This is a genomic window from Pseudomonas nitroreducens NBRC 12694 (genome assembly GCF_002091755.1).
In the GTDB taxonomy this organism is placed as follows: Bacteria; Pseudomonadota; Gammaproteobacteria; order Pseudomonadales; family Pseudomonadaceae; genus Pseudomonas; species Pseudomonas nitroreducens.
On the sequence record NZ_BDAI01000007.1, the window covers coordinates 147,192 to 165,286 of the forward strand.

At 64.2% G+C, this 18,095-nt stretch carries 19 protein-coding genes; 8 read left to right on the forward strand and 11 right to left on the reverse strand.

The genetic code is table 11. From position 1 onward, the window contains the following. Positions 1-3: 3 nt before the first annotated feature. Positions 4-516 carry a transcriptional regulator gene (locus PNI01S_RS19175; RefSeq protein ID WP_084358808.1) on the reverse strand — a complete coding sequence of 171 codons (513 nt, stop codon included), beginning with the start codon at positions 514-516 and terminating at the stop codon, positions 4-6. 88 nt (positions 517-604) lie between these two features. Then, a complete protein-coding gene (locus PNI01S_RS19180) occupies positions 605-1,180 on the reverse strand; it encodes a DUF6436 domain-containing protein (RefSeq protein ID WP_084358809.1) in 576 nt (191 codons plus the stop codon). 123 nt (positions 1,181-1,303) lie between these two features. On the opposite strand from PNI01S_RS19180, the gene bipL reads away from it, so the two are divergent. Further along, positions 1,304-2,242 (forward strand): phospholipase BipL, encoded by a 939-nt coding sequence (gene bipL / locus PNI01S_RS19185; RefSeq protein ID WP_084358810.1) that lies wholly within the window; start codon positions 1,304-1,306, stop codon positions 2,240-2,242. 154 nt (positions 2,243-2,396) lie between these two features. On the opposite strand, the gene PNI01S_RS19190 is transcribed toward bipL, so the two are convergent. Continuing rightward, positions 2,397-3,137, reverse strand: coding sequence for a hypothetical protein (locus tag PNI01S_RS19190; RefSeq protein WP_024762152.1), 741 nt, complete (start codon positions 3,135-3,137; stop codon positions 2,397-2,399). A gap of 127 nt (positions 3,138-3,264) precedes the next feature. Here PNI01S_RS19190 and PNI01S_RS19195 point away from each other — a divergent pair, with 127 nt between their 5' ends. Next, positions 3,265-3,876, forward strand: coding sequence for a 2OG-Fe(II) oxygenase (locus tag PNI01S_RS19195; RefSeq protein WP_420902321.1), 612 nt, complete (start codon positions 3,265-3,267; stop codon positions 3,874-3,876). A gap of 15 nt (positions 3,877-3,891) precedes the next feature. Here the strand turns inward: PNI01S_RS19195 and PNI01S_RS19200 are convergent, their stop codons facing one another. Continuing rightward, complete coding sequence (locus PNI01S_RS19200) at positions 3,892-4,440, reverse strand: DUF6160 family protein (RefSeq protein ID WP_024762154.1); 549 nt, start codon at positions 4,438-4,440, stop codon at positions 3,892-3,894. Positions 4,441-4,696: 256 nt separating this feature from the next. Here PNI01S_RS19200 and PNI01S_RS19205 point away from each other — a divergent pair, with 256 nt between their 5' ends. Next, complete coding sequence (locus PNI01S_RS19205) at positions 4,697-5,191, forward strand: 2-thiouracil desulfurase family protein (RefSeq protein WP_037015473.1); 495 nt, start codon at positions 4,697-4,699, stop codon at positions 5,189-5,191. Positions 5,192-5,331: 140 nt separating this feature from the next. Then, positions 5,332-5,763 carry a DUF4399 domain-containing protein gene (locus tag PNI01S_RS19210; RefSeq protein ID WP_024762155.1) on the forward strand — a complete coding sequence of 144 codons (432 nt, stop codon included), beginning with the start codon at positions 5,332-5,334 and terminating at the stop codon, positions 5,761-5,763. Positions 5,764-5,822: 59 nt separating this feature from the next. Here the strand turns inward: PNI01S_RS19210 and serA are convergent, their stop codons facing one another. Next, positions 5,823-7,052, reverse strand: a complete 1,230-nt coding sequence (serA, locus tag PNI01S_RS19215; RefSeq protein WP_024762156.1) for a phosphoglycerate dehydrogenase — start codon at positions 7,050-7,052, stop codon at positions 5,823-5,825. 190 nt (positions 7,053-7,242) lie between these two features. On the opposite strand from serA, the gene PNI01S_RS19220 reads away from it, so the two are divergent. The 4 genes from PNI01S_RS19220 (at position 7,243) to PNI01S_RS19235 (ending at position 10,972) form a co-directional block, all read left to right on the forward strand. After that, the gene (locus PNI01S_RS19220) at positions 7,243-8,637 is read left to right on the forward strand and encodes a D-2-hydroxyglutarate dehydrogenase (protein ID WP_024762157.1); all 1,395 of its coding nucleotides are present in this window, start codon (positions 7,243-7,245) and stop codon (positions 8,635-8,637) included. 160 nt (positions 8,638-8,797) lie between these two features. Beyond that, on the forward strand, positions 8,798-9,463 hold the full coding sequence (locus tag PNI01S_RS19225; RefSeq protein WP_024762158.1) for a fumarylacetoacetate hydrolase family protein: 666 nt from the start codon (positions 8,798-8,800) through the stop codon (positions 9,461-9,463). Positions 9,464-9,548: 85 nt separating this feature from the next. Then, complete coding sequence (locus PNI01S_RS19230) at positions 9,549-10,469, forward strand: SdiA-regulated domain-containing protein (protein ID WP_024762159.1); 921 nt, start codon at positions 9,549-9,551, stop codon at positions 10,467-10,469. Between the two features lie 119 nt (positions 10,470-10,588). Beyond that, entirely contained in the window at positions 10,589-10,972 is a 384-nt protein-coding gene (locus PNI01S_RS19235) for a NirD/YgiW/YdeI family stress tolerance protein (RefSeq protein ID WP_024762160.1), read from the forward strand. 68 nt (positions 10,973-11,040) lie between these two features. Here the strand turns inward: PNI01S_RS19235 and PNI01S_RS19240 are convergent, their stop codons facing one another. The 6 genes from PNI01S_RS19240 to PNI01S_RS19265 all read right to left on the reverse strand — a co-directional run bounded on the left by PNI01S_RS19240 (position 11,041) and on the right by PNI01S_RS19265 (position 17,876). After that, entirely contained in the window at positions 11,041-12,072 is a 1,032-nt protein-coding gene (locus PNI01S_RS19240) for a histone deacetylase family protein (protein WP_017520827.1), read from the reverse strand. Between the two features lie 189 nt (positions 12,073-12,261). Continuing rightward, positions 12,262-13,647, reverse strand: coding sequence for an APC family permease (locus PNI01S_RS19245; protein ID WP_038803550.1), 1,386 nt, complete (start codon positions 13,645-13,647; stop codon positions 12,262-12,264). A 387-nt stretch (positions 13,648-14,034) separates the two neighbouring features. Then, positions 14,035-15,084 (reverse strand): ABC transporter substrate-binding protein, encoded by a 1,050-nt coding sequence (locus PNI01S_RS19250; protein WP_024762162.1) that lies wholly within the window; start codon positions 15,082-15,084, stop codon positions 14,035-14,037. A 43-nt stretch (positions 15,085-15,127) separates the two neighbouring features. After that, the gene (locus PNI01S_RS19255) at positions 15,128-15,916 is read right to left on the reverse strand and encodes an ABC transporter permease (RefSeq protein WP_065086552.1); all 789 of its coding nucleotides are present in this window, start codon (positions 15,914-15,916) and stop codon (positions 15,128-15,130) included. Further along, positions 15,913-16,830, reverse strand: coding sequence for an ABC transporter permease (locus PNI01S_RS19260; RefSeq protein WP_024762163.1), 918 nt, complete (start codon positions 16,828-16,830; stop codon positions 15,913-15,915). The genes PNI01S_RS19255 and PNI01S_RS19260 overlap by 4 nt, the downstream gene beginning before the upstream one ends. Next, positions 16,827-17,876, reverse strand: a complete 1,050-nt coding sequence (locus PNI01S_RS19265) for an ABC transporter ATP-binding protein (protein ID WP_065086551.1) — start codon at positions 17,874-17,876, stop codon at positions 16,827-16,829. The genes PNI01S_RS19260 and PNI01S_RS19265 overlap by 4 nt, the downstream gene beginning before the upstream one ends. Positions 17,877-18,095 lie beyond the last annotated feature (219 nt).

Below are 18,095 nucleotides of genomic sequence, written 5' to 3' on the forward strand. Positions count from 1 at the left end.
GGGCTACTCGGCCAGCGGGATTTCGCGGCTGACTTCCAGCAGCGCCATCGCGTCCAGCTGGTCTTCGATCTGCAGGAAGCGCAGCGCGCGCTGCGGCGAGACTTCCTTGGCGATGCGCTTGAGGTACTTCTCCTTGAGGTCCTGCTTGTCGTCTTGCAGCTCCAGCACCTGCTTCTGCAGCTTGGCCGCGTCGTCGTTGCTCACCGAGCCGGTGTTATAGCTGTTGGCGTAGTCGATGATGATCGCCAGCGTCTGCTTGCTCAGCTTGTCCGCTTCGGTGCGGTAGCTGTTGTAGATCGGCCAGAACTTCTCGGTCTCCTGCGGGGTGAGCTTCATGTTGGCTTCGACGATGCGCTTGCGCTTGTAGTCGATGTCGGCGATGCGGTTGTTGATGGCCTGCTTGTGCTGCTCCATGACTTGGCTGCTGCTGGGGGTATCTTCGGCGTGGGCGGCCAGGGGCAGGACGAACCCGGTGGAGAGAGCGGCGCAGAAGGCGAGGGCGGAATGAAGACGCATGCGAAAAGCTCCTTGGTGACGATCAGCCCTTAATGGGCCGGCGAACCAAGTGTAGTCACGGATTGGCCATCGTCTTCGTTGATGCGGCTCAGTGCTTCGTTTCGTCCCACGGGCAATAGCAGCCCACGGCCAGGGTGTGGGTCGCGTTGACCTGGCGACCCTGCACCAGGGCATCGAGGATCGGCTCGATGAAGCTGTTGCCCGAGGTGCACACCGCGCCTTCGCTGTAGGGGCCGAAGTAGGCCAGCTTGCCTTGCGCGTCCCAGATGGCCACGGCGGGGCTCGCCGGCAACTGCTCGGCGCCGGGCAGGGAGTCCAGCGCGCGCATGGCGTTCAGCGTATCGGGCAGGTGGCCGCGGCTGCCGGGTTTCTGCACGGCGAAGAACTCCACGCCCTGCGGGCCGAAGCGCTGGATCAGCTCGCCCAGGTGCTGCTGGTTGCCGACGTTGCAGGGGCAGGCCGGGTCCCAGAAGTGCACCAGGCGGATCTTTCCGGGACCGGCCAGCTGCGCGGGCAGCATCAGGTGGTCGCCGGAGAACAACTGCGGCTGATGGCTGAATGGGCGGATGAAGCGGTTCTCGTACCACCAGTAGGTGGCGAGCAGCGCGCCCAGGCAGAGCGCGGCAATCAGCCAGGTGAGCAGCGACTTTTGGCGTGAGGACATGGCAGCGACCAGTGACAGAGTCGGTAAGATAGCCGACAAGCTTGCCACGGGGGCGGGCGCGGCAGAATATCCCGCTGCTCCGCGCGCTCCTTCCGTTACCCGCCTGCCAGAAGCGAAACGCCCATGCCTGAAGCCTTCCAGCCCGATCTGCTGCGCACCCTGCTGCGACCTCTGACCGCAGAGGCGAACGAAGTCGGCATCGCGCTGTATCAGCATTTCTACGGCCTGGACCTGCATGGGCGCCACCCGGGACTGCAGAGCCGCCTGGGCACCTTCGAGGCCGGGGGCTACCAGATCGCCGCGCAGTACTGGCGGCCGGTGCTGGCGCGCGGGACGGTGGTGCTGCTGCATGGCTATTACGACCACATGGGGCTGTACCGCCATGTGATCGACTGGGCGCTGGGCATGGGCTTCGCGGTGCTGGCCTGCGACCTGCCGGGCCACGGCCTGTCCGGTGGTCCGGCTGCCAGCATTGGCGACTTCGCCGAGTACCAGATAGTGCTGGGCGCACTGCTCAACCAGGCCCAGGCGCTGGACCTGCCGCAACCCTGGCACCTCTGTGGGCAGAGCACCGGCGGGGCGATATTGCTGGATTACCTGCTCACCGGCGCGCCGCGTCCGGAACTCGGGCGGACCATCCTGCTGGCGCCACTGGTGCGGCCCCGGGCCTGGGGCTGGTCGAAATTCAGCTATCAGTTGCTGCGACCGTTCGTGGACTCGATTCCGCGACGGTTCAGCGAGAACTCCAGCGACGCCGAATTCCTCGCCTTCCTGCGTGATCGCGATCCGCTGCAGCCGAAGATCCTGCCGACGGCCTGGGTGGGCGCACTGGCGCGCTGGATTCCGCGTATCGAGGCCGCCGGCCATGGCGCGCAGAGCCTGCTGGTGGTGCAGGGTGACGCCGACGAGACGGTGGACTGGCGCTACAACCTGAAGGTGCTGGAAGACAAGTTCGAGAAGATCGAATGCCTGCTGCTGACCGGCGCGCGTCACCACCTGGCGAACGAGAGCGAGACGCTGCGCAGACGTTACTTCGATTTTCTCAGTGAGCGGATGGCATAGCCGGGGGGACGCGGGGCGTGGAAGTCGCTGTAGTCGAGGGTGTGTCCTTCACTCCATGCGCCATGATCCTCAGGCGCCACCCTCTGTACAGCGGGCGCCATTCTAGGGGGAGCGCTTCTCGGAGTGGTCCGCTAGGACGGTAAGGTTATTCCTATCATTGCCCGCTGGAGGAAACGCTTAATCCGGCCTTAAGGGCGGCCAGTGCGGCGCGGTAATATTCGCGCCCGGCTGGCGACTCGCTGAAATCGGCGAACTGGCCCAGCTCGGCATCGCTCAGACCGCGATAGACGTATAGCAGGGTGTTGTCGAGATCGGCGCCAATCTGCCCCATCAGCTTCTGCCGCTGGCCTTCGAGCATGCCCTGGGTAGTGCCGCCGCCGAGCAGGCCGGGGAGCATCTGGCTGAGGCTGTCGGCGGCCACGCTGGCCAGCGCCAGGCTCACTTCGGCACCGGCTTCGCGGGCCGGCAGCACCTGGCTCAGGCGGTGGGCGATCTGCTTGCGCGCATCGCTGGCCTGCTGGCGCGGCAGGCCGTTGGCGTACTTCTGCAACTGGTCGCTGCGAGTGGCCAGGGTCTCGGCGCCGGCGACCTTGCGGCCCAGTGGGGATTCGAAGAAGTTCACCGCCGCGGAGCTGTCCGGTAGGTTCTGGCGCAGGCCGTTGAGGGCGCGCTGGTCGATGTCGGCGGGGGCGAAGCGCTGGTTGCTGTTGTCCACCAGCGTCTGGTACAGCGCCGGCGGCAGATTGCCCTGGTAACGCTTCTGCGCGGCGTGCAGGGCGTCATTGAAGTGCGCTCGCTGTTCCGGCCAGCCGGCGGCCTGGTACAGGCGCTGGTAGTTGTCGGCCAGGGCAGGCATGCCCAGTACAAGAAGGGTGAGGGCCAGCAGTACGCGCATTGCAACTCCTTTTGGGCGGCAGGGTTCGCTCGCCGGGGGCTATTGTCGGCAAGGCTTGCCCCGCTTGTCGAGACACTGGCGCCGGACGTTACAATACGCGATGCATTTCGACGCCCCTTCTCCATTCATGCAAGGCCCCCTCCTGCAAAACATCGTTGACGACCTCGCCGAGAAGGGCTGGTCGCAGCAGGACGCCTTCCTTCCCGATGCCCTGATCGCTGAGCTGGCGACGGAATGCCGTGCCCGTGACGCAGCCGGCAAGCTGGCCGCTGCGGCCATCGGCCGGGGCGATGGGCAGGCCGTGCGCGAAGGTATTCGCGGCGACCGCATCCAGTGGCTCGAGCCCGGCCAGTCCAAGGCCTGCGACCTTTACCTGGGGGCGCTGGACGAGTTGCGCCGGCAGATCAATCGCTCCCTGTACCTGGGGTTGGAAGACTTCGAAGGGCACTTCGCGCTCTACCCGCCGGGCGCCTTTTATCAGAAGCATCTCGATCGCTTCCGCGACGACGATCGTCGCACCGTCTCGGCGGTGTTCTACCTGAATCGGGATTGGTTGGTGGAGCAGGGCGGCGAACTACGCATGTACTTCCCCGACGAACGGACGCTGGACCTGCCGCCACTGGCCGGCCGGCTGGTGGTGTTCCTCTCCGGCGAATTCCCCCATGAGGTGCTGCCGGCCAGTCACGAGCGCCTCTCGCTCACCGGCTGGTTCCGCCGCCGCGGTGACGCTCCGCTCTGAGGCGTCCGTGTGGGGTCAGTGCCCCCAGATCTTCAGTGTGCCGCTGATGTCCTGGATATCGCGCACTTCGATGGTTCCCAGCCGTCCACCGCCCACGTAAAGATCGCCGGTCACCCGCATCCGGATGGTCTGCGACGGCAGGCCGCTCGCATTCAGCTGCTGGTTGATGGTGGTGAGATCCGGCAGGGTCAGTGCCAGTTGCTGCTGGCCGCCAGCGCCCTGCACCACATCCACCTGCAGGGTCGGTTGCTCGATGCCGAAGATCGGCAGGCTCAGGCCCAGTTGGGCGGGGCCGTAGGGCAGGTTGCCACCGCGGCCGTCCGGGCAGTCGCCGGCATTCACGCAACCGTTGTCGATGAACACGTTGCGCAGCGAGACGCTGCCGCCGTCGTCCTTCCAGGCCACGCTGTCCATGTGCGCCAGCACGTCGGTGCGGATGCTGATGCCGTCCTGGCCGGTGACGGCGCCCAAGTGTTCGTTGTCCAGCGCCTGGAGCTCGGCGAAAGCCAAGGGCAGGTAGGACAGCGCAGCGAAGGTGGCGGTGCAGAGCAAGAAGCGAGGCATGAGGGAGGCTCCATGGCGATTGGCCGATGCGCGAGTCTGGGCGGCTGCCTGCGGGGCAGCCAGTGCCGGGCGGCTGTTCCCGTCGAAGGTTGTGTTTCAGCACAGTGCCGACGGCCGGCGAGCCGCTCAAGAACCCGACTTTCGGCGGGGCGGAAACCTGTTGCGACACACGGTCCGATGAAAGTTGCGTTACCCGGCGTGACCGCCAAACGGCGAGCGGCTAGTCTGTCCCCTTCCAAAAGGGAGTGATTCGCCCATGCAGAAGGTTCTCGTCAGCCGCTGCCTGCTTGGCCATCGCGTCCGTTACGACGGCGGTGCGCACGGGCCGTTCGACCTGCTATCGCGCTGGCTGGACCAGGGGCGGGTGGTGGCGCTGTGCCCGGAAGTCGCCGGCGGCCTGCCGACGCCCCGCGCTCCGGCGGAGATCCCCGGCGGCCAGGGCATGGCCGTTCTGGAACGTGTTCGGCCGGTGGTGACAGTGGACGGCGAGGACGTCAGCGACGCCTTCCTGCTCGGCGCCGAGGAAGCCATGGCACTGGTGCGTCGCCACGATATCCGACTGGCGGTGCTCAAGGCGCGCAGCCCCTCCTGCGGCAACCGCGAGAACTACGACGGCAGCTTCAGCGGGCGGAAGGTCGTTGGCGAAGGTGTGACCGCCGCTGCGCTCAAGCGCATGGGCGTTCTGGTGTTCAGCGAGGAAGAGCTGGATGCCGCCGCCGTCTGCCTGGCCGGGCTGGAAGCCGGAGGCTAGAGCACTCTGCGTCACTCGAAGATGCACTATTTTGCTTGAGCCTCGCGCCGCGGCGCCTATGCTTGTGCGTTCCATGCGTGAGGCAAGGCCGGCCTGAGCGGGTCCTTCGCCTTTCGATTTCCATGTAGAAGGAGAAGAACATGAGAACCCTGCTGCCTTGCCTGGGCCTTGCCGCGCTGCTCGCCGGCACCTCTGCCGTTGCCGCCGATATCCCGCGTACCCCGGCTCCGGAAGGCGCGAAGGTGTACTTCATCGAGCCGGTCGACGGTGCCACGGTGGACAAGACCTTCACCGTCAAATTCGGCCTCAAGGGCATGGGCGTCGCGCCGGCGGGCGTGGACTCGCCAGCCACCGGCCACCACCACCTGCTGATCGACCTCAAGGAGCAGCCGGTGATGAACCTGCCGCTGCCGATGACCGACCAGATCAAGCACTTCGGCAAGGGCCAGACCGAGACCCAGGTGACGCTGCCGCCGGGCAAGCACACCCTGCAACTGCTGGTAGGCGACAAGAACCACGTGCCGTTCGACCCGCCGGTGGAGTCGCAGCAGATCACCGTCAATGTGAAGTGATCTTTCTCCAGGCATGAAAAAAGGAGGCCGAAGCCTCCTTTTTTCTGACCGGGCTGCGCTTAGAACAGCACGCGGCTGCGGATGGTGCCGTTGACGTGCTGCAGCTTCTCCAGCGCCAGGTCCGAGTATTCGGCGTCGACGTCGATCACCACGTAGCCGACCTTGTCGTTGGTCTGCAGGTACTGGCCGGAGATGTTGATGCCGTTGTCGGCGAACACCTTGTTGATCTCGCTCATCACACCCGGGATGTTCTCGTGGATGTGCAGCAGGCGGTGCTTGCCCGGGTGCGACGGCAGGGCGACTTCCGGGAAGTTGACGGAAGATACCGAGGTACCGTTGTCGCTGTACTTGACCAGCTTCTCGGCCACTTCCAGGCCGATGTTGGCCTGGGCTTCGGCGGTGGAGCCGCCGATGTGCGGGGTCAGGATCACGCGATCCAGGCCGCGCAGCGGGCTTTCGAACTCGTCGTCGTTGGACTTGGGTTCGACCGGGAACACGTCGATGGCGGCGCCGATCAGGTGCTCGTCCTTGATCGCGGCGGCCAGGTGGTCCAGCTCGACCACGGTGCCGCGGGCGGCGTTGATCAGGATGCCGCCTTTCTTGATAGCGCGGATTTCCTTCTCACCGATCATCCACTGGGTGGACGGCAGTTCCGGCACGTGCAGCGAGACGATGTCGGACATGCCGAGCAGCTCGTGCAGGTTGCCGACCTGCTGGGCGTTACCCAGCGGCAGCTTGGTCACGACGTCGTAGAAGTACACCTGCATCCCTAAGGCTTCGGCCAGGACCGAGAGCTGGGTGCCGATCGAGCCGTAGCCGACGATGCCCAGTTTCTTGCCGCGGATCTCGAAGGAGTTGGCGGCGGACTTGATCCAGCCGCCACGGTGGCAGGAGGCGTTCTTTTCCGGGATGCCGCGCAGCAGCAGGATGGCTTCGGCCAGCACCAGTTCGGCGACCGAGCGGGTGTTGGAGTAGGGCGCGTTGAACACGGCGATGCCGCGCTCGCGGGCTGCGTTCAGGTCGACCTGGTTGGTGCCGATGCAGAAGCAGCCAACGGCGATCAGCTTCTTGGCAGCGTCGAAGACTTCTTCGGTCAGCTGGGTGCGGGAGCGGATACCGATGAAGTGGGCATCGGCAATCTTTTCCTTCAGCTCGTCACCGGACAGTGCGGTCTTGAGGTACTCGATGTTGGAGTAGCCGGCCGCCTTGAGGGTGTCGACGGCGTTCTGGTGCACGCCTTCAAGGAGAAGGAATTTGATCTTGCTCTTGTCGAGAGAAGTCTTGCTCATCTGCTTTGAACCTGTAGTCCCGGGATGTGGCGAGAAATTGAACAGCTCAGGCCGGACCGGCCGGTGCCAAGCTTGGCGCCAGGTGGCGATCTGCGTGGGGTGCGTATGCTAGCATGTTCTCCCTTTTCCTTGCCCGGTTGCGACCTGAGCTGTTCTCAGGACGACCATGAACCATTTGAGAGTTCCTCCAATGACCCGCGACGCCCTGATCGAATCGCTCAAGCCCCTGCTGGATGCCGGGAAGCTGCTGACAGACGCCGATTCCCTCGACACCTATGGCAAGGACTGGACCAAGCATTTCGCCCCGGCACCCCTGGCGATCGCCTTCCCCAAGAGCACCGAGCAGGTCCAGGCCATCGTCCGCTGGGCCAACGAGCACAAGGTCGCGCTGGTTCCCTCGGGTGGCCGTACCGGGCTCTCCGCCGCTGCCGTCGCCGCCAATGGCGAAGTGGTCGTGGCCTTCGACTACATGAACAAGATCGTCGAATTCAACGAATTCGACCGCACCGCGGTCTGCCAGCCGGGCGTGATCACCAAGCAGCTGCAGACCTTCGCCGAAGAACACGGCCTCTATTACCCGGTGGATTTCGCATCGTCCGGTTCCAGCCAGATCGGCGGCAACATCGGCACCAATGCCGGCGGGATCAAGGTCATTCGCTACGGCATGACCCGCAACTGGGTGGCCGGCATGAAGGTCGTCACCGGCAAGGGCGACCTGCTGGAGCTGAACAAGGACCTGATCAAGAACGCCACTGGCTACGACCTGCGCCAGCTGTTCATCGGCGCCGAAGGCACCCTGGGCTTCGTGGTCGAGGCCACCATGCGCCTGGAGCGCCAGCCGAAGAACCTCACCGCGATGGTCCTCGGCACCCCGGACTTCGATTCGATCATGCCGGTGCTGCATGCCTTCCAGAGTAAGCTGGACCTGACCGCCTTCGAGTTCTTCTCCGACAAGGCCCTGGCCAAGATCATGGCCCGTGGCGACGTACCGCCGGCCTTCGAGACCGATTGCCCGTTCTACGCGCTGCTGGAATTCGAAGCGACCACCGAGGAAGTGGCCAACGAGGCGCTGGCGACTTTCGAACATTGTGTAGAGCAGGGCTGGGTGCTGGACGGCGTGATGAGCCAGAGCGAGCAGCAGTTGCAGAATCTGTGGAAGCTGCGCGAGTACATCTCCGAGACCATCTCCCACTGGACGCCGTACAAGAACGACATCTCGGTCACCGTGAGCAAGGTCCCGGCCTTCCTCAAGGACATCGATACCATCGTCGAAGCCAACTACCCCGACTTCGAAGTGGTGTGGTTCGGCCACATCGGCGACGGCAACCTGCACCTGAACATCCTCAAGCCCGAGAACCTGAGCAAGGACGAGTTCTTCGCCAAGTGCGCGACCGTCAACAAGTGGGTGTTCGAGACCGTGCAGAAGTACAACGGCTCGATCTCCGCCGAGCACGGCGTGGGCATGACCAAGCGCGATTACCTGGGTTACTCTCGCTCCGAGGCTGAAATCGGCTACATGAAGGCGGTCAAGGCGGTGTTCGACCCGAACGGGATCATGAACCCCGGCAAGATCTTCGCCGAATAAGCTGCGGTATCCAGAAGGGCCGGTTCTCTGGGATAGAGGGGCCGGCCCTTCGCACGTCAGCGTCACGGGAAGTGGCGCGTACGCCGGCAGGATGCGGGCAACTGTGCGGGATCACGAGCCCCGCGCGGATCATCTCTTCCATCCGTTGCAGGAGTCGGTCATGAGTTACCAGCATCAGTACGTCGATGGCACCCCGATCCATTTCACCCTGGGCAAGGTGGTGTGCGTCGGCCGCAATTACGCGGAGCACGCCAAGGAGCTGAACAACCCGGTGCCGACCGAGCCGCTGCTATTCATCAAGCCCGGTTCCTGCACGGTTTCCCAGGCTGGCGGTTTCTCCATTCCCGAGGACCGCGGCTCGGTGCATTACGAGGCGGAAATCGCCGTGCTGATCGGCAAGCCGCTGTCGCGCAAGCCGAGTGCCGAGGAAGTGCTGGACGCCATTTCCGGCTACGCCCCGGCCCTGGACCTGACCCTGCGCGACGTGCAGGCCAAGCTGAAGGAAAAGGGCCTGCCGTGGGAACTGGCCAAGTCCTTCGACGGCGCCTTCGTGCTGGCGCCCTTCGTCAGCGCCGACCACTTCCCGGACCCGACGGACATCGGCATCCGCCTGACCATCGACGGCGAAGTCCGCCAGGACGGCAACAGCCGCGACATGCTCAACCCCATCGTGCCGCTGATCCAGCACATCTGCGGCCATTTCTCGCTGCAGCCGGGCGACGTGGTGTCCACCGGCACGCCGGTCGGTGTCGGCCCGCTCAAGAGCGGCAGTGACGTGGTGCTGGAACTTCCCGGCGCCAGCCGATTCGAAAGCCGCGTGCTTTAACTCCGTTGTCCCGCCGAAGGCCGCCGATTGTGCGGCCTTCGCTTGTTGCGGGATGCCTTGCCCGTGCTGATCAACAAGAGTCGCCATGACCATGTCCGTCCTTCGTCCTCGCTGGCTGTTGCTGGCCTTGCTGTTCATCCTGATTGTGCTCGGCTACCTGACATCCCGCTTCCACTGGGATGACCGTGCGCGTCTCTGGTTGCGCGAGCAGGACACCAGCACTCAGGCGCGCTCGGAAAGCATCTGGTTGCCCGGTTACCGGGCGGTCATCCAGGCCAAACCTCTCAAGGGCGGCATCGAGGGGCAGGAGACCTCCGACCTGGCCTACAACCCGGTGACCCGCACCCTGTTCACCGTGACCGGCAAGAAGCCGCTGCTGGCCGAACTGTCGCTCACCGGGGATGTGCTGCGGGTGATTCCGTTGCTGGGCATGTCGAACCCGGAAGGCGTGGCGGTGCTGGAAAACGGCAATATCGCCGTGACCGACGAGCGCCAGAATTCCCTGACCATCTTCCATGTCGACCCGCAGACCCGCGAGCTGAGCACCGCAAAGTTGTCCAGCTTCGATCTCGGCCCGCGCGGCAAGAAGAACAAGGGCATCGAGGGTATCGCCTGGGACCCACGGCAGCATCGCCTGGTGCTGGGCCAGGAACGTGACCCGCTGGCGCTGTTCAGCCTCGCCAGCGACGGCGGGGCCAGCTTGAACGGTGCGCTCCAGCCCCTGCCCAGTGATCTGCTGATGACCAACGTCTCGGCGCTGAGCATCGACCCGCGCACCGGCCATACCCTGGTGCTGTCGGCGGAGTCGCACCTGCTGCTGGAGCTTGACGAGAAGGGCGAGCCGATCAGCTTCATCAGCCTGCTCGGGGGACTAAACGGCCTGGATGATCGGATCCCGCGTGCCGAGGGCGTCGCCATCGACGAGCAGGGCACCATCTACATGGTCAGCGAGCCTGACCTCTTCTACGTGTTCAAGCGCGAGGCGCAGTCCGGCGAGGGGAACTGATTTAGATCGGAGCAATGCGGGCGTTTGCGGTCTTAAGCTTGGATTAAGTCCCGATTCAGGATGGTTTCAGCCGTCGGCACTAGGCTGAGCCCATCGAAAACGCCCAAGGAGGCACTTCCATGAAACTGACTCACCTCCCGCTGATCGCCGCCGCTGGCCTGTTCTCCACCGTCACCTTCGCCGCTGGCGGTTACACCGGCCCGGGCAGCGATGCCCAGCCCGCCGCCGCCGCTGCCGGCCCGATCACCACGGTGAAGCAGGCCCAGGCCGCCGCCGATGACACCAAGGTCGTGCTCGAAGGCACCATCACCAAGCGCATCAGCAGCGAGCACTACGAGTTCAAGGACGCCACCGGCAGCATCCAGGTCGAGATCGACCACGACGATTGGCCAGCGGGTACTTCGGTCTCCGAGAACACCAAGGTGCGCCTGACGGGTGAGGTTGACCACCACAAGCAGAAGCCCACCGATATCGATGTGGATCGCGTGGAAATCCTCCAGTAATCCGCTCTCGATAAAAAAGCCGCGCCGGGAACCCCATCCCCGGCGCGGCTTTTTTGCTTTCGAGTGCGTCAGCCGATGCTTTCGAAGCCTTGCAATACGTTGATCGCATTGATACCGATCTCTTCCACCGCATAACCCCCTTCCATGACGAACAGGGTCGGCAGGCCGAGCTTGCCGATTGCCTCGCCCATGCGCAGGTAGTCCGGGCTGTCCAGCTTGAACTGGGAGATCGGGTCTTCCTTGTAGGTGTCCACGCCCAGCGACACGATCAGCACGTCCGGCTTGTACGCCGAGATCTGCCGGATCGCCGCCTGCAATGCCAGGCTCCAGACCGACCAGTCACTGCCCGAGGCCAGCGGATAGTTGAAGTTGAAGCCTTCGCCAACGCCTTGGCCCTTCTCGTCGGCGTACCCGAGGAAGTACGGATACTCGAAACGCGGGTCGCCGTGGATCGAGGTGAAGAGCACGTCGGCGCGGTCGTAGAAGATGTCCTGGGTGCCGTTACCGTGGTGGTAGTCGACGTCGAGGATGGCCACGCGGTTCGCGCCCTGGTCGAGGATCGACTGGGCAGCGATGGCGGCGTTGTTGAAGAAGCAGTATCCGCCCATGAAGTCCGCTGAGGCGTGGTGGCCCGGCGGACGGCAGAGCGAGAACACCGAGCGCGCGCCCTTGGCCAGTTCGGCCTGGCCGGTCATGGCCACGTTCACCGAGCTGAGCACCGCCTGCCAGGTGCCGGCGGTGATCGGTGCGCCCGCGTCCAGGCTGTAGTAGCCCAGGCGGCCGTCGATGCTGTCCGGCTCCTTCTGCCGCAGGCGGCGGGTCGGCCAGCAGATCGGCAGCATGTCGTGGGTGCGGCCGGTGGCCAGCCAGTCACGCCAGGCGTGTTGCAGGAACCGCACGAAGCCTTCGCTGTGCACCCTCAGGATGGGTTCCAGGCCGAAGTCGCGTGGGGCCTGGATGTCGCCCAGTTTCACCGCCTTGGCCCGGTCCAGCACCATGTCGGCGCGGCTGGGCTTTTCGAAGCAGGGGGTGAACTGGCCGCCGATCAGCTCGTGCTGACCGTGGTGCAAGCGATGGTCGTCGGTGTAGATCGTCAACATCACGCGCTCCTGAGGGCGCACAAGGCGCCCGGTTAGGTTCCGGTTATCTCGGCCTGTCTACGATCTGTTGCGCGTCGGCATAACTGCGTTGAAATCGGTCTCGGGATGCTCATTTACTGCGTGTAAATTCCGCTCCCTCCACCGATTTCGCCTTGTTCTGCTCTAGCTCGCGAGATCGTCAACGGGCTTTCAGGCGTTTTCCTCGAAATTCACACTCGGTGCCTTGCGGCGGAAGCCGCCGGTATGCACCGCCAGGTAGGCGAAGCCGACGGCGAACCAGCTCAGGCCCACGATCAGGGTCATCTGCGAGAGGCTGGTCCACAGCCACAGGGTCAGGCACAGGCCGATGAACGGGATGGCGCCGTACAGCAGGACGTTCTTCGCGCCGCGACGGCGCTCCACGCCCAGGTAGGTGCGGATCACCGCTAGGTTGACCACGGAGAAGGCCACCAGCGCACCGAAGCTGATCATCGAGGCGAGGGTGGTCAGGTCCAGCACGATGGCCAGCAACGAGATCGCCGAGACCACCAGGATCGCCACCACCGGGGTCTGGAAGCGCGCGTGCAAGGTGCCGAACAGGCTGCGCGGCAGGATGCCGTCGCGGCCCATGGTGAAGATGATGCGCGATACCGAGGCCTGGGATGCCAGCGCCGAGCCGATGCAACCGGCGATATAGGCGGAGGTGAAGAAGTTGCCGAGGAACTGGCCGCCGGCCTTGAGCATCACTTCGTTGGCCGCCGAGTCGGCGTTCTGGAACACGCTGCCGGGGAACACCAGCTGGCTGATGATCGCCAGCAGGGTGAACATCAGGCCGGCGATGACGGTGGTGATGATGATCGCGCGGGGAATGTCGCGGCGGGCGTCGCGGGTTTCCTCGGCCATGGTCGAGACCGCGTCGAAGCCCAGGAACGACAGGCACAACACCGCGGCGCCGGCCATCAGCGGGGCGAAGCCGGGCTGGGTGCCGTCACCGACGAAGGGCAGGCTGAAGTCGATCGCCGCGCCGCCGGCCAGTGTCTTGATCGACATGATCACGAACACCACGATGAACACCAGTTGCGCGCCGACAATGACGTTGCTCATGCCGGCCACCTGGCTGATGCCGACCACGTTGAGCACGGTCACCAGGGCGATGGAGGCGACCACGAACACCCAGGCCGGGATTTCCGGGAAGGCGATGTTCATGAACAGGCCGATGAGCAGGTAGTTGATCATCGGCAGGAACAGGTAGTCGAGCAGCAGCGACCAGCCGGACAGGAAGCCGACTACCGGGCCGAAGCTCAGGCTGGTGTAGGAATACGCAGAACCCGAGATCGGGTACTTGCGCACCATGAAACTGTAGGAAGCGGCGGTGAACAGCATCGCCAGCAGGGTGATCAGGTAGGCGCTGGCAGTGCGGCCGCCGGTCATCTCGGTGACCACGCCGTAGGTGGTGAACATGGTCAGTGGGACCATGTAGACCAGGCCGAAGAAGACCAGGGCGGGCAGGCCCAGGACGCGTTTCAGGCGGGCGTCGGCGTTGGCCGGGGTGCCCTGTTGGGTGTGAGCTGTGCTGGCGCTGTGTTGGCTGGCCATGGGGGAGTCCTCGCGATTGTTGTTGTCTTGCGGGCGGGCGGCGTTCGGTGGCCGTCCTGACGTCATCGGTTTACGGCTCAGCCGCAGCGATGACGACGCGCGAGGAATGAGGGTGTGTGCTGCAGGGTGACGCAAAAGCTGGTCATGGGCGTTCTCGGGGCATTTGTTCTTGTGGATAACGCGCTCGCGTTCCCTCGGGAAATCCCTGCGCCATCTGCGATGGTGTAGGGGCTGGCCGCCTTTCCAGCCGCTCCCTGCGCGAGCCGCCCGACTCTAGCAACCAGGGGTGCCGGGCAGAACTCTGCAAAGGGTCAAAAAGGGATCGAAATGGCCAAAATGGCTGTCAGAATCACCCGACGCGCACCGCCGCGCCGGGTGACCTGTGGGTCATTTCTTCAGTTTGGTCCAGACCTTGGAACGCAGTTGCAGCGCCTTGGGCGAACAGAGCTTGAAGGGCTTCAGGCGATCCAGCTTGTCCGCCGGGGTGTTGATCGCCGGGTCGTCGAACAGCTCCTTGTCCATGAACTTGTCCGAGCCTTCGATCGCGTTGTTGTACTTGGCGAAGTTGGAGGCCAGGGCGATGTTCTCGGGCTGCATCATCCAGTTCAGGAAGGCGTGGGCCTCCTTGATGTTGGTGGCGTCCTTGGGAATGGTCAGGTTGTCGATGAACAGGCGCACGCCTTCCTTGGGATAGACGTAGACCAGGCTGGCGCGCTGGGCGTGGGCGCGGTGGAAGGCGCCGTTCCATTGCTGGTGCATGGAAACCTCGCCGGCGGCCATGCGCTCGATGGTGCCGTCGCTGTTGTACATGGCCAGCATGGGTTTCTGCTTGAGCAGCAGGTCCTGGATCTTCGCCGCCTCTTTCGGGTCCTCGGTGCATTCGTCGACGCCCAGGTAGTAGGACGCGGGGGCATAGAGCTCCTCGATGGAGTTGAGCGCCACCACCTTGCCTTTCAGCTCCGCCGGCGGCTCGAAGAACGGCTTCCAGCTTTCATCCAGCTTGCCGCCCGGCACCTTGGCGCTGTCGTAGCTGTAGCCGGTGGTGCCCCACAGGTAGGGCACGGAGTAGTCGTGGCCCGGGTCGTAGGTCAGGGTCTTGAACTTGTCCTTGAGGTTGGCCAGGTTCGGCAGCTGCGACTTGTCGAGCTTCTGCAGCAGGCCTTCCTTGACGAAGATCTCGATGAAGCTGTCCGACGGTACGACCACGTCGTAGGCGCCGCCGCCGGCCTTCAGCTTGGCCAGCAGGGTTTCGTTGCTGTCGTAGGAATCCAGGGTGGCGTGGATGCCGGTGTCCTTCTCGAACTTCTTCAACAGTTCCGGCGGGAAGTAGTCGGACCAGTTGGCGAAGTGCAGGGTGCCGTCGGCATGGGCGCTGCCGGCCAGCAGCAGGCTGGCGGCGACGAGCGTGCGGGCGATGGGGGTACGGCGGAATTTCATCGGTGAAGCTCCTTGCAATGTTGTTTTGATTGGCGGCAGGAGGTCAGCGGCGACGCTGGCCGACGTAGTACGACAACGCAACGAACGCGATGGAAATCAACAGTATTATTGAAGATATGGCGTTGATCTTCGGGGAAATCCCCATTCGGATGGAGCTGAAGATATACACCGGCAGGGTAGTGGCACCGGCACCGGCGACGAAGTAGGTGATGACGAAGTCGTCCATCGAGATGATGAACGCCAGCATCGCCCCGGACACGATCCCCGGCGTCAGCAGCGGGAAGGTCACCTTCCAGAAGGTCTTCCACGGCGAGGCATAGAGGTCCGCCGCCGCTTCCGCCAGCCGTGGGTCCATGCCTTCGAGACGGGCGCGGATCGGCAGGTAGGCGAAGGGAATACAGAACACGATGTGCGCCAGCAGGATGGTGAACAGCGACAGCTTCAGGCCGATGAAGGCGAAGAACATCAGCGTCGCCACGGCGGTGACGATCTCCGGCACCAGCAGCGGCAGGCCCAGTACGCCGCTCATCAGCGTCTGCCCGCGGAATGTGCGACCGCGCATGCCTAGCGCGGCGAGCGTGGCCAGGGTGGTGGCGACGACGGTGGCCAGGGTGGCGACGATCAGCGAGTTCTTCGCTGCGCGGAGGATTTCCGGATCGTCCGCCACCACGGCGTACCATTTCAGGCTGAAACTTTCCCACAGCGTGGCCGACTGGCCGCTGTTGAAGCTCAGCACCACCAGCACGAAGATCGGGATATAGAGGAAGGCGAAGAACAGCCAGGCGGCGGGCCGGACCCCGGTGAACTTCCACAGCGGGTTGGCCGACTTCATGGATGACCTCCCGACGCGCCCTGTTTGAACCGCATGCTGTAGATCAGCATCGCCAGCAGCACGAAGGCGAGCAGGGCGAAGGACAGCGCCGCGCCGAACGGCCAGTTGTGCGCCGTGCCGAACTGCAATTGGATCAGGTTGCCGATCATCAGCGACTTACCGCCCCCCAGCAGCTCGGGAATGATGTAGCTGCCCAGCGAGGGAATGAACACCAGGATGCAGCCGGCGACGATGCCGGGCATGGCCAGCGGAATGATGATCCGCTTCAGCGCCTTCCAGCGGTTGGCGCCCAGGTCGAAGGCCGCTTCCACCAGGCGCCAGTCCATCTTCTCCAGGCTGGTGTAGATGGGCAGGACCATGAACGGCAGGTAGGTGTAGAGCAGGCCGATGATCACCGCGTTGTCGGTGTAGAGAATGCCCAGCGATGCGTCGGAGAAGCCCAGCCCGTGCAGCCCTTCGTCGATCAGACCGCCGTTGCGCAGGAGCAGCATCCAGGCGTAGACCCGCACCAACAGGTTGGTCCAGAACGGCACGGTGACCAGGAACAGCAGCAGGTTGCGCCGGCGTTCGTCCTGCAGCGCCAGGTACAGCGCGGTGGGGAAGCCGATGAGCACGCAGCCCAGGGTGGTCAGGATCGACAGCCAGAACGAGCGCTGGAAGATGCCCAGGTAGTCGGCGTTGAACGACAGGCTGTCGTCCAGGTCGCGCTCCCAGAGGAAATTGATGTAGGCCTCGACGGTGTGCTGGCCCCATTTGACGCCGCCATAGTCCCCCGGTGCCTGGACCGACACGGCGAACATGATGCCCAGCGGCAGGACCAGGAACACCACCAGCATGATCATCGCCGGGCTGGTCAGGGCCAGGCGCTTGAACAGTGATTGGCGTTCCGCTTGCGCGCGTAGTGTTGTACTCATTCGGCCAGCACCCGGATGGCGGTGGCGGGAACACGGACCCGCACCCGCGCGCCGGGCGCGTGGGTGGAAAGAGCGCCGTCGCGGTTCTGCTGACGTACGCGGAAGCCGCCCTGACCGGCGACATTGAGGTGGTACACGGTGTCGGTGCCGACGTAGACGATGTTCTCGACTACGCCTTCGAGCTGACCGTCCTGCGCCAGCTCGGTGCGCTCCGGGCGGATCGCCAGGGTCACCTTGCCGGGCAGGGTGGTGGCGGCCGGCAGCGTCTGGCCGTCGGCCAGGCGTACGCTATCGCCGCTGGATTCGCCTTCGAGGAAATTGGTCTCGCCGATGAAGTCGGCCACCAGGCGGTTGACCGGTGCCTCGTAGATCTCGGTGGGCGTGCCGATCTGCATGACCTTGCCGCGGCTCATTACCGCGATGCGGTCGGACATAGTCAGCGCTTCTTCCTGGTCGTGGGTGACGAAGATGAAGGTGATGCCGGTCTCGTGCTGCAGGCGCTTGAGCTCGATCTGCATTTCCTTGCGCAGCTTCAAGTCGAGTGCCGAGAGGGATTCGTCGAGCAGCAGCACCTTGGGCCTGCTGGCCAGTGCGCGGGCCAGGGCGATGCGCTGTTGCTGGCCGCCGGAGAGCTGGTCGGCGCGGCGCTTGCCGACGTCGGGCAGGCGCACCAGGTCGAGCATCTTCTGCACGGTGGCGTCGATGTCGCTGCGTTGCTTGCCCTGCATTTCCAGGCCGAAGGCGATGTTCTCCGCCACGGTCATGTGCGGGAACAGCGCATAGCTCTGGAAGACGGTATTGACCGGGCGCTTGAAGGGCGGAAGGCCTTCCATCGCGTCGCCATAGAGGCGAATGCTGCCGGAGGAGGGTTGTTCGAAGCCGGCGATCAGTCGCAGCAAGGTGGTCTTGCCGCAGCCCGACGGGCCGAGGAGGGTGAAGAATTCGTTGGCGCGGATTTCCAGTGACACGTCGTCCAGGGCCTTGAGGCCTTGTCCGGGTGTACCGAACTCCATGCATATCCGCTCGATGGTGATCGCGCTGGTCATGCTCGTACCATGCAGTTAAGCAGTTGTTATTTTTGAGGTTTTACGGTTTCTAGGGCCGTTTCACCTAGCTGCGGATTGATAATGACCAAGCGCCGGGATGCGCAGAACGATAGATCAGGCCAATAAGGGATAAATCAGGCCAAGTTGAAAATGGCGCCTGGAACGCTGGATTTCGGGCGTCAGCGGTGTGTCGTCTGCTGGGCTTTTTGTAGGAGCGAG

Coding starts and splice junctions, on each gene's coding strand:
- PNI01S_RS19180 (WP_084358809.1), bottom strand. CDS start 1,180: ATGTCCTCACGCCAAAAGTCGCTGCTCACCTGGCTGATTGCCGCGCTC.
- PNI01S_RS19235 (WP_024762160.1), top strand. CDS start 10,589: ATGAAACTGACTCACCTCCCGCTGATCGCCGCCGCTGGCCTGTTCTCC.
- bipL (WP_084358810.1), top strand. CDS start 1,304: ATGCCTGAAGCCTTCCAGCCCGATCTGCTGCGCACCCTGCTGCGACCT.
- PNI01S_RS19240 (WP_017520827.1), bottom strand. CDS start 12,072: ATGTTGACGATCTACACCGACGACCATCGCTTGCACCACGGTCAGCAC.
- PNI01S_RS19255 (WP_065086552.1), bottom strand. CDS start 15,916: ATGAAGTCGGCCAACCCGCTGTGGAAGTTCACCGGGGTCCGGCCCGCC.
- PNI01S_RS19190 (WP_024762152.1), bottom strand. CDS start 3,137: ATGCGCGTACTGCTGGCCCTCACCCTTCTTGTACTGGGCATGCCTGCC.
- PNI01S_RS19200 (WP_024762154.1), bottom strand. CDS start 4,440: ATGCCTCGCTTCTTGCTCTGCACCGCCACCTTCGCTGCGCTGTCCTAC.
- PNI01S_RS19225 (WP_024762158.1), top strand. CDS start 8,798: ATGAGTTACCAGCATCAGTACGTCGATGGCACCCCGATCCATTTCACC.
- PNI01S_RS19205 (WP_037015473.1), top strand. CDS start 4,697: ATGCAGAAGGTTCTCGTCAGCCGCTGCCTGCTTGGCCATCGCGTCCGT.
- PNI01S_RS19230 (WP_024762159.1), top strand. CDS start 9,549: ATGACCATGTCCGTCCTTCGTCCTCGCTGGCTGTTGCTGGCCTTGCTG.
- PNI01S_RS19250 (WP_024762162.1), bottom strand. CDS start 15,084: ATGAAATTCCGCCGTACCCCCATCGCCCGCACGCTCGTCGCCGCCAGC.
- PNI01S_RS19175 (WP_084358808.1), bottom strand. CDS start 516: ATGCGTCTTCATTCCGCCCTCGCCTTCTGCGCCGCTCTCTCCACCGGG.
- PNI01S_RS19210 (WP_024762155.1), top strand. CDS start 5,332: ATGAGAACCCTGCTGCCTTGCCTGGGCCTTGCCGCGCTGCTCGCCGGC.
- PNI01S_RS19265 (WP_065086551.1), bottom strand. CDS start 17,876: ATGACCAGCGCGATCACCATCGAGCGGATATGCATGGAGTTCGGTACA.
- PNI01S_RS19245 (WP_038803550.1), bottom strand. CDS start 13,647: ATGGCCAGCCAACACAGCGCCAGCACAGCTCACACCCAACAGGGCACC.
- PNI01S_RS19260 (WP_024762163.1), bottom strand. CDS start 16,830: ATGAGTACAACACTACGCGCGCAAGCGGAACGCCAATCACTGTTCAAG.
- serA (WP_024762156.1), bottom strand. CDS start 7,052: ATGAGCAAGACTTCTCTCGACAAGAGCAAGATCAAATTCCTTCTCCTT.
- PNI01S_RS19195 (WP_420902321.1), top strand. CDS start 3,265: ATGCAAGGCCCCCTCCTGCAAAACATCGTTGACGACCTCGCCGAGAAG.
- PNI01S_RS19220 (WP_024762157.1), top strand. CDS start 7,243: ATGACCCGCGACGCCCTGATCGAATCGCTCAAGCCCCTGCTGGATGCC.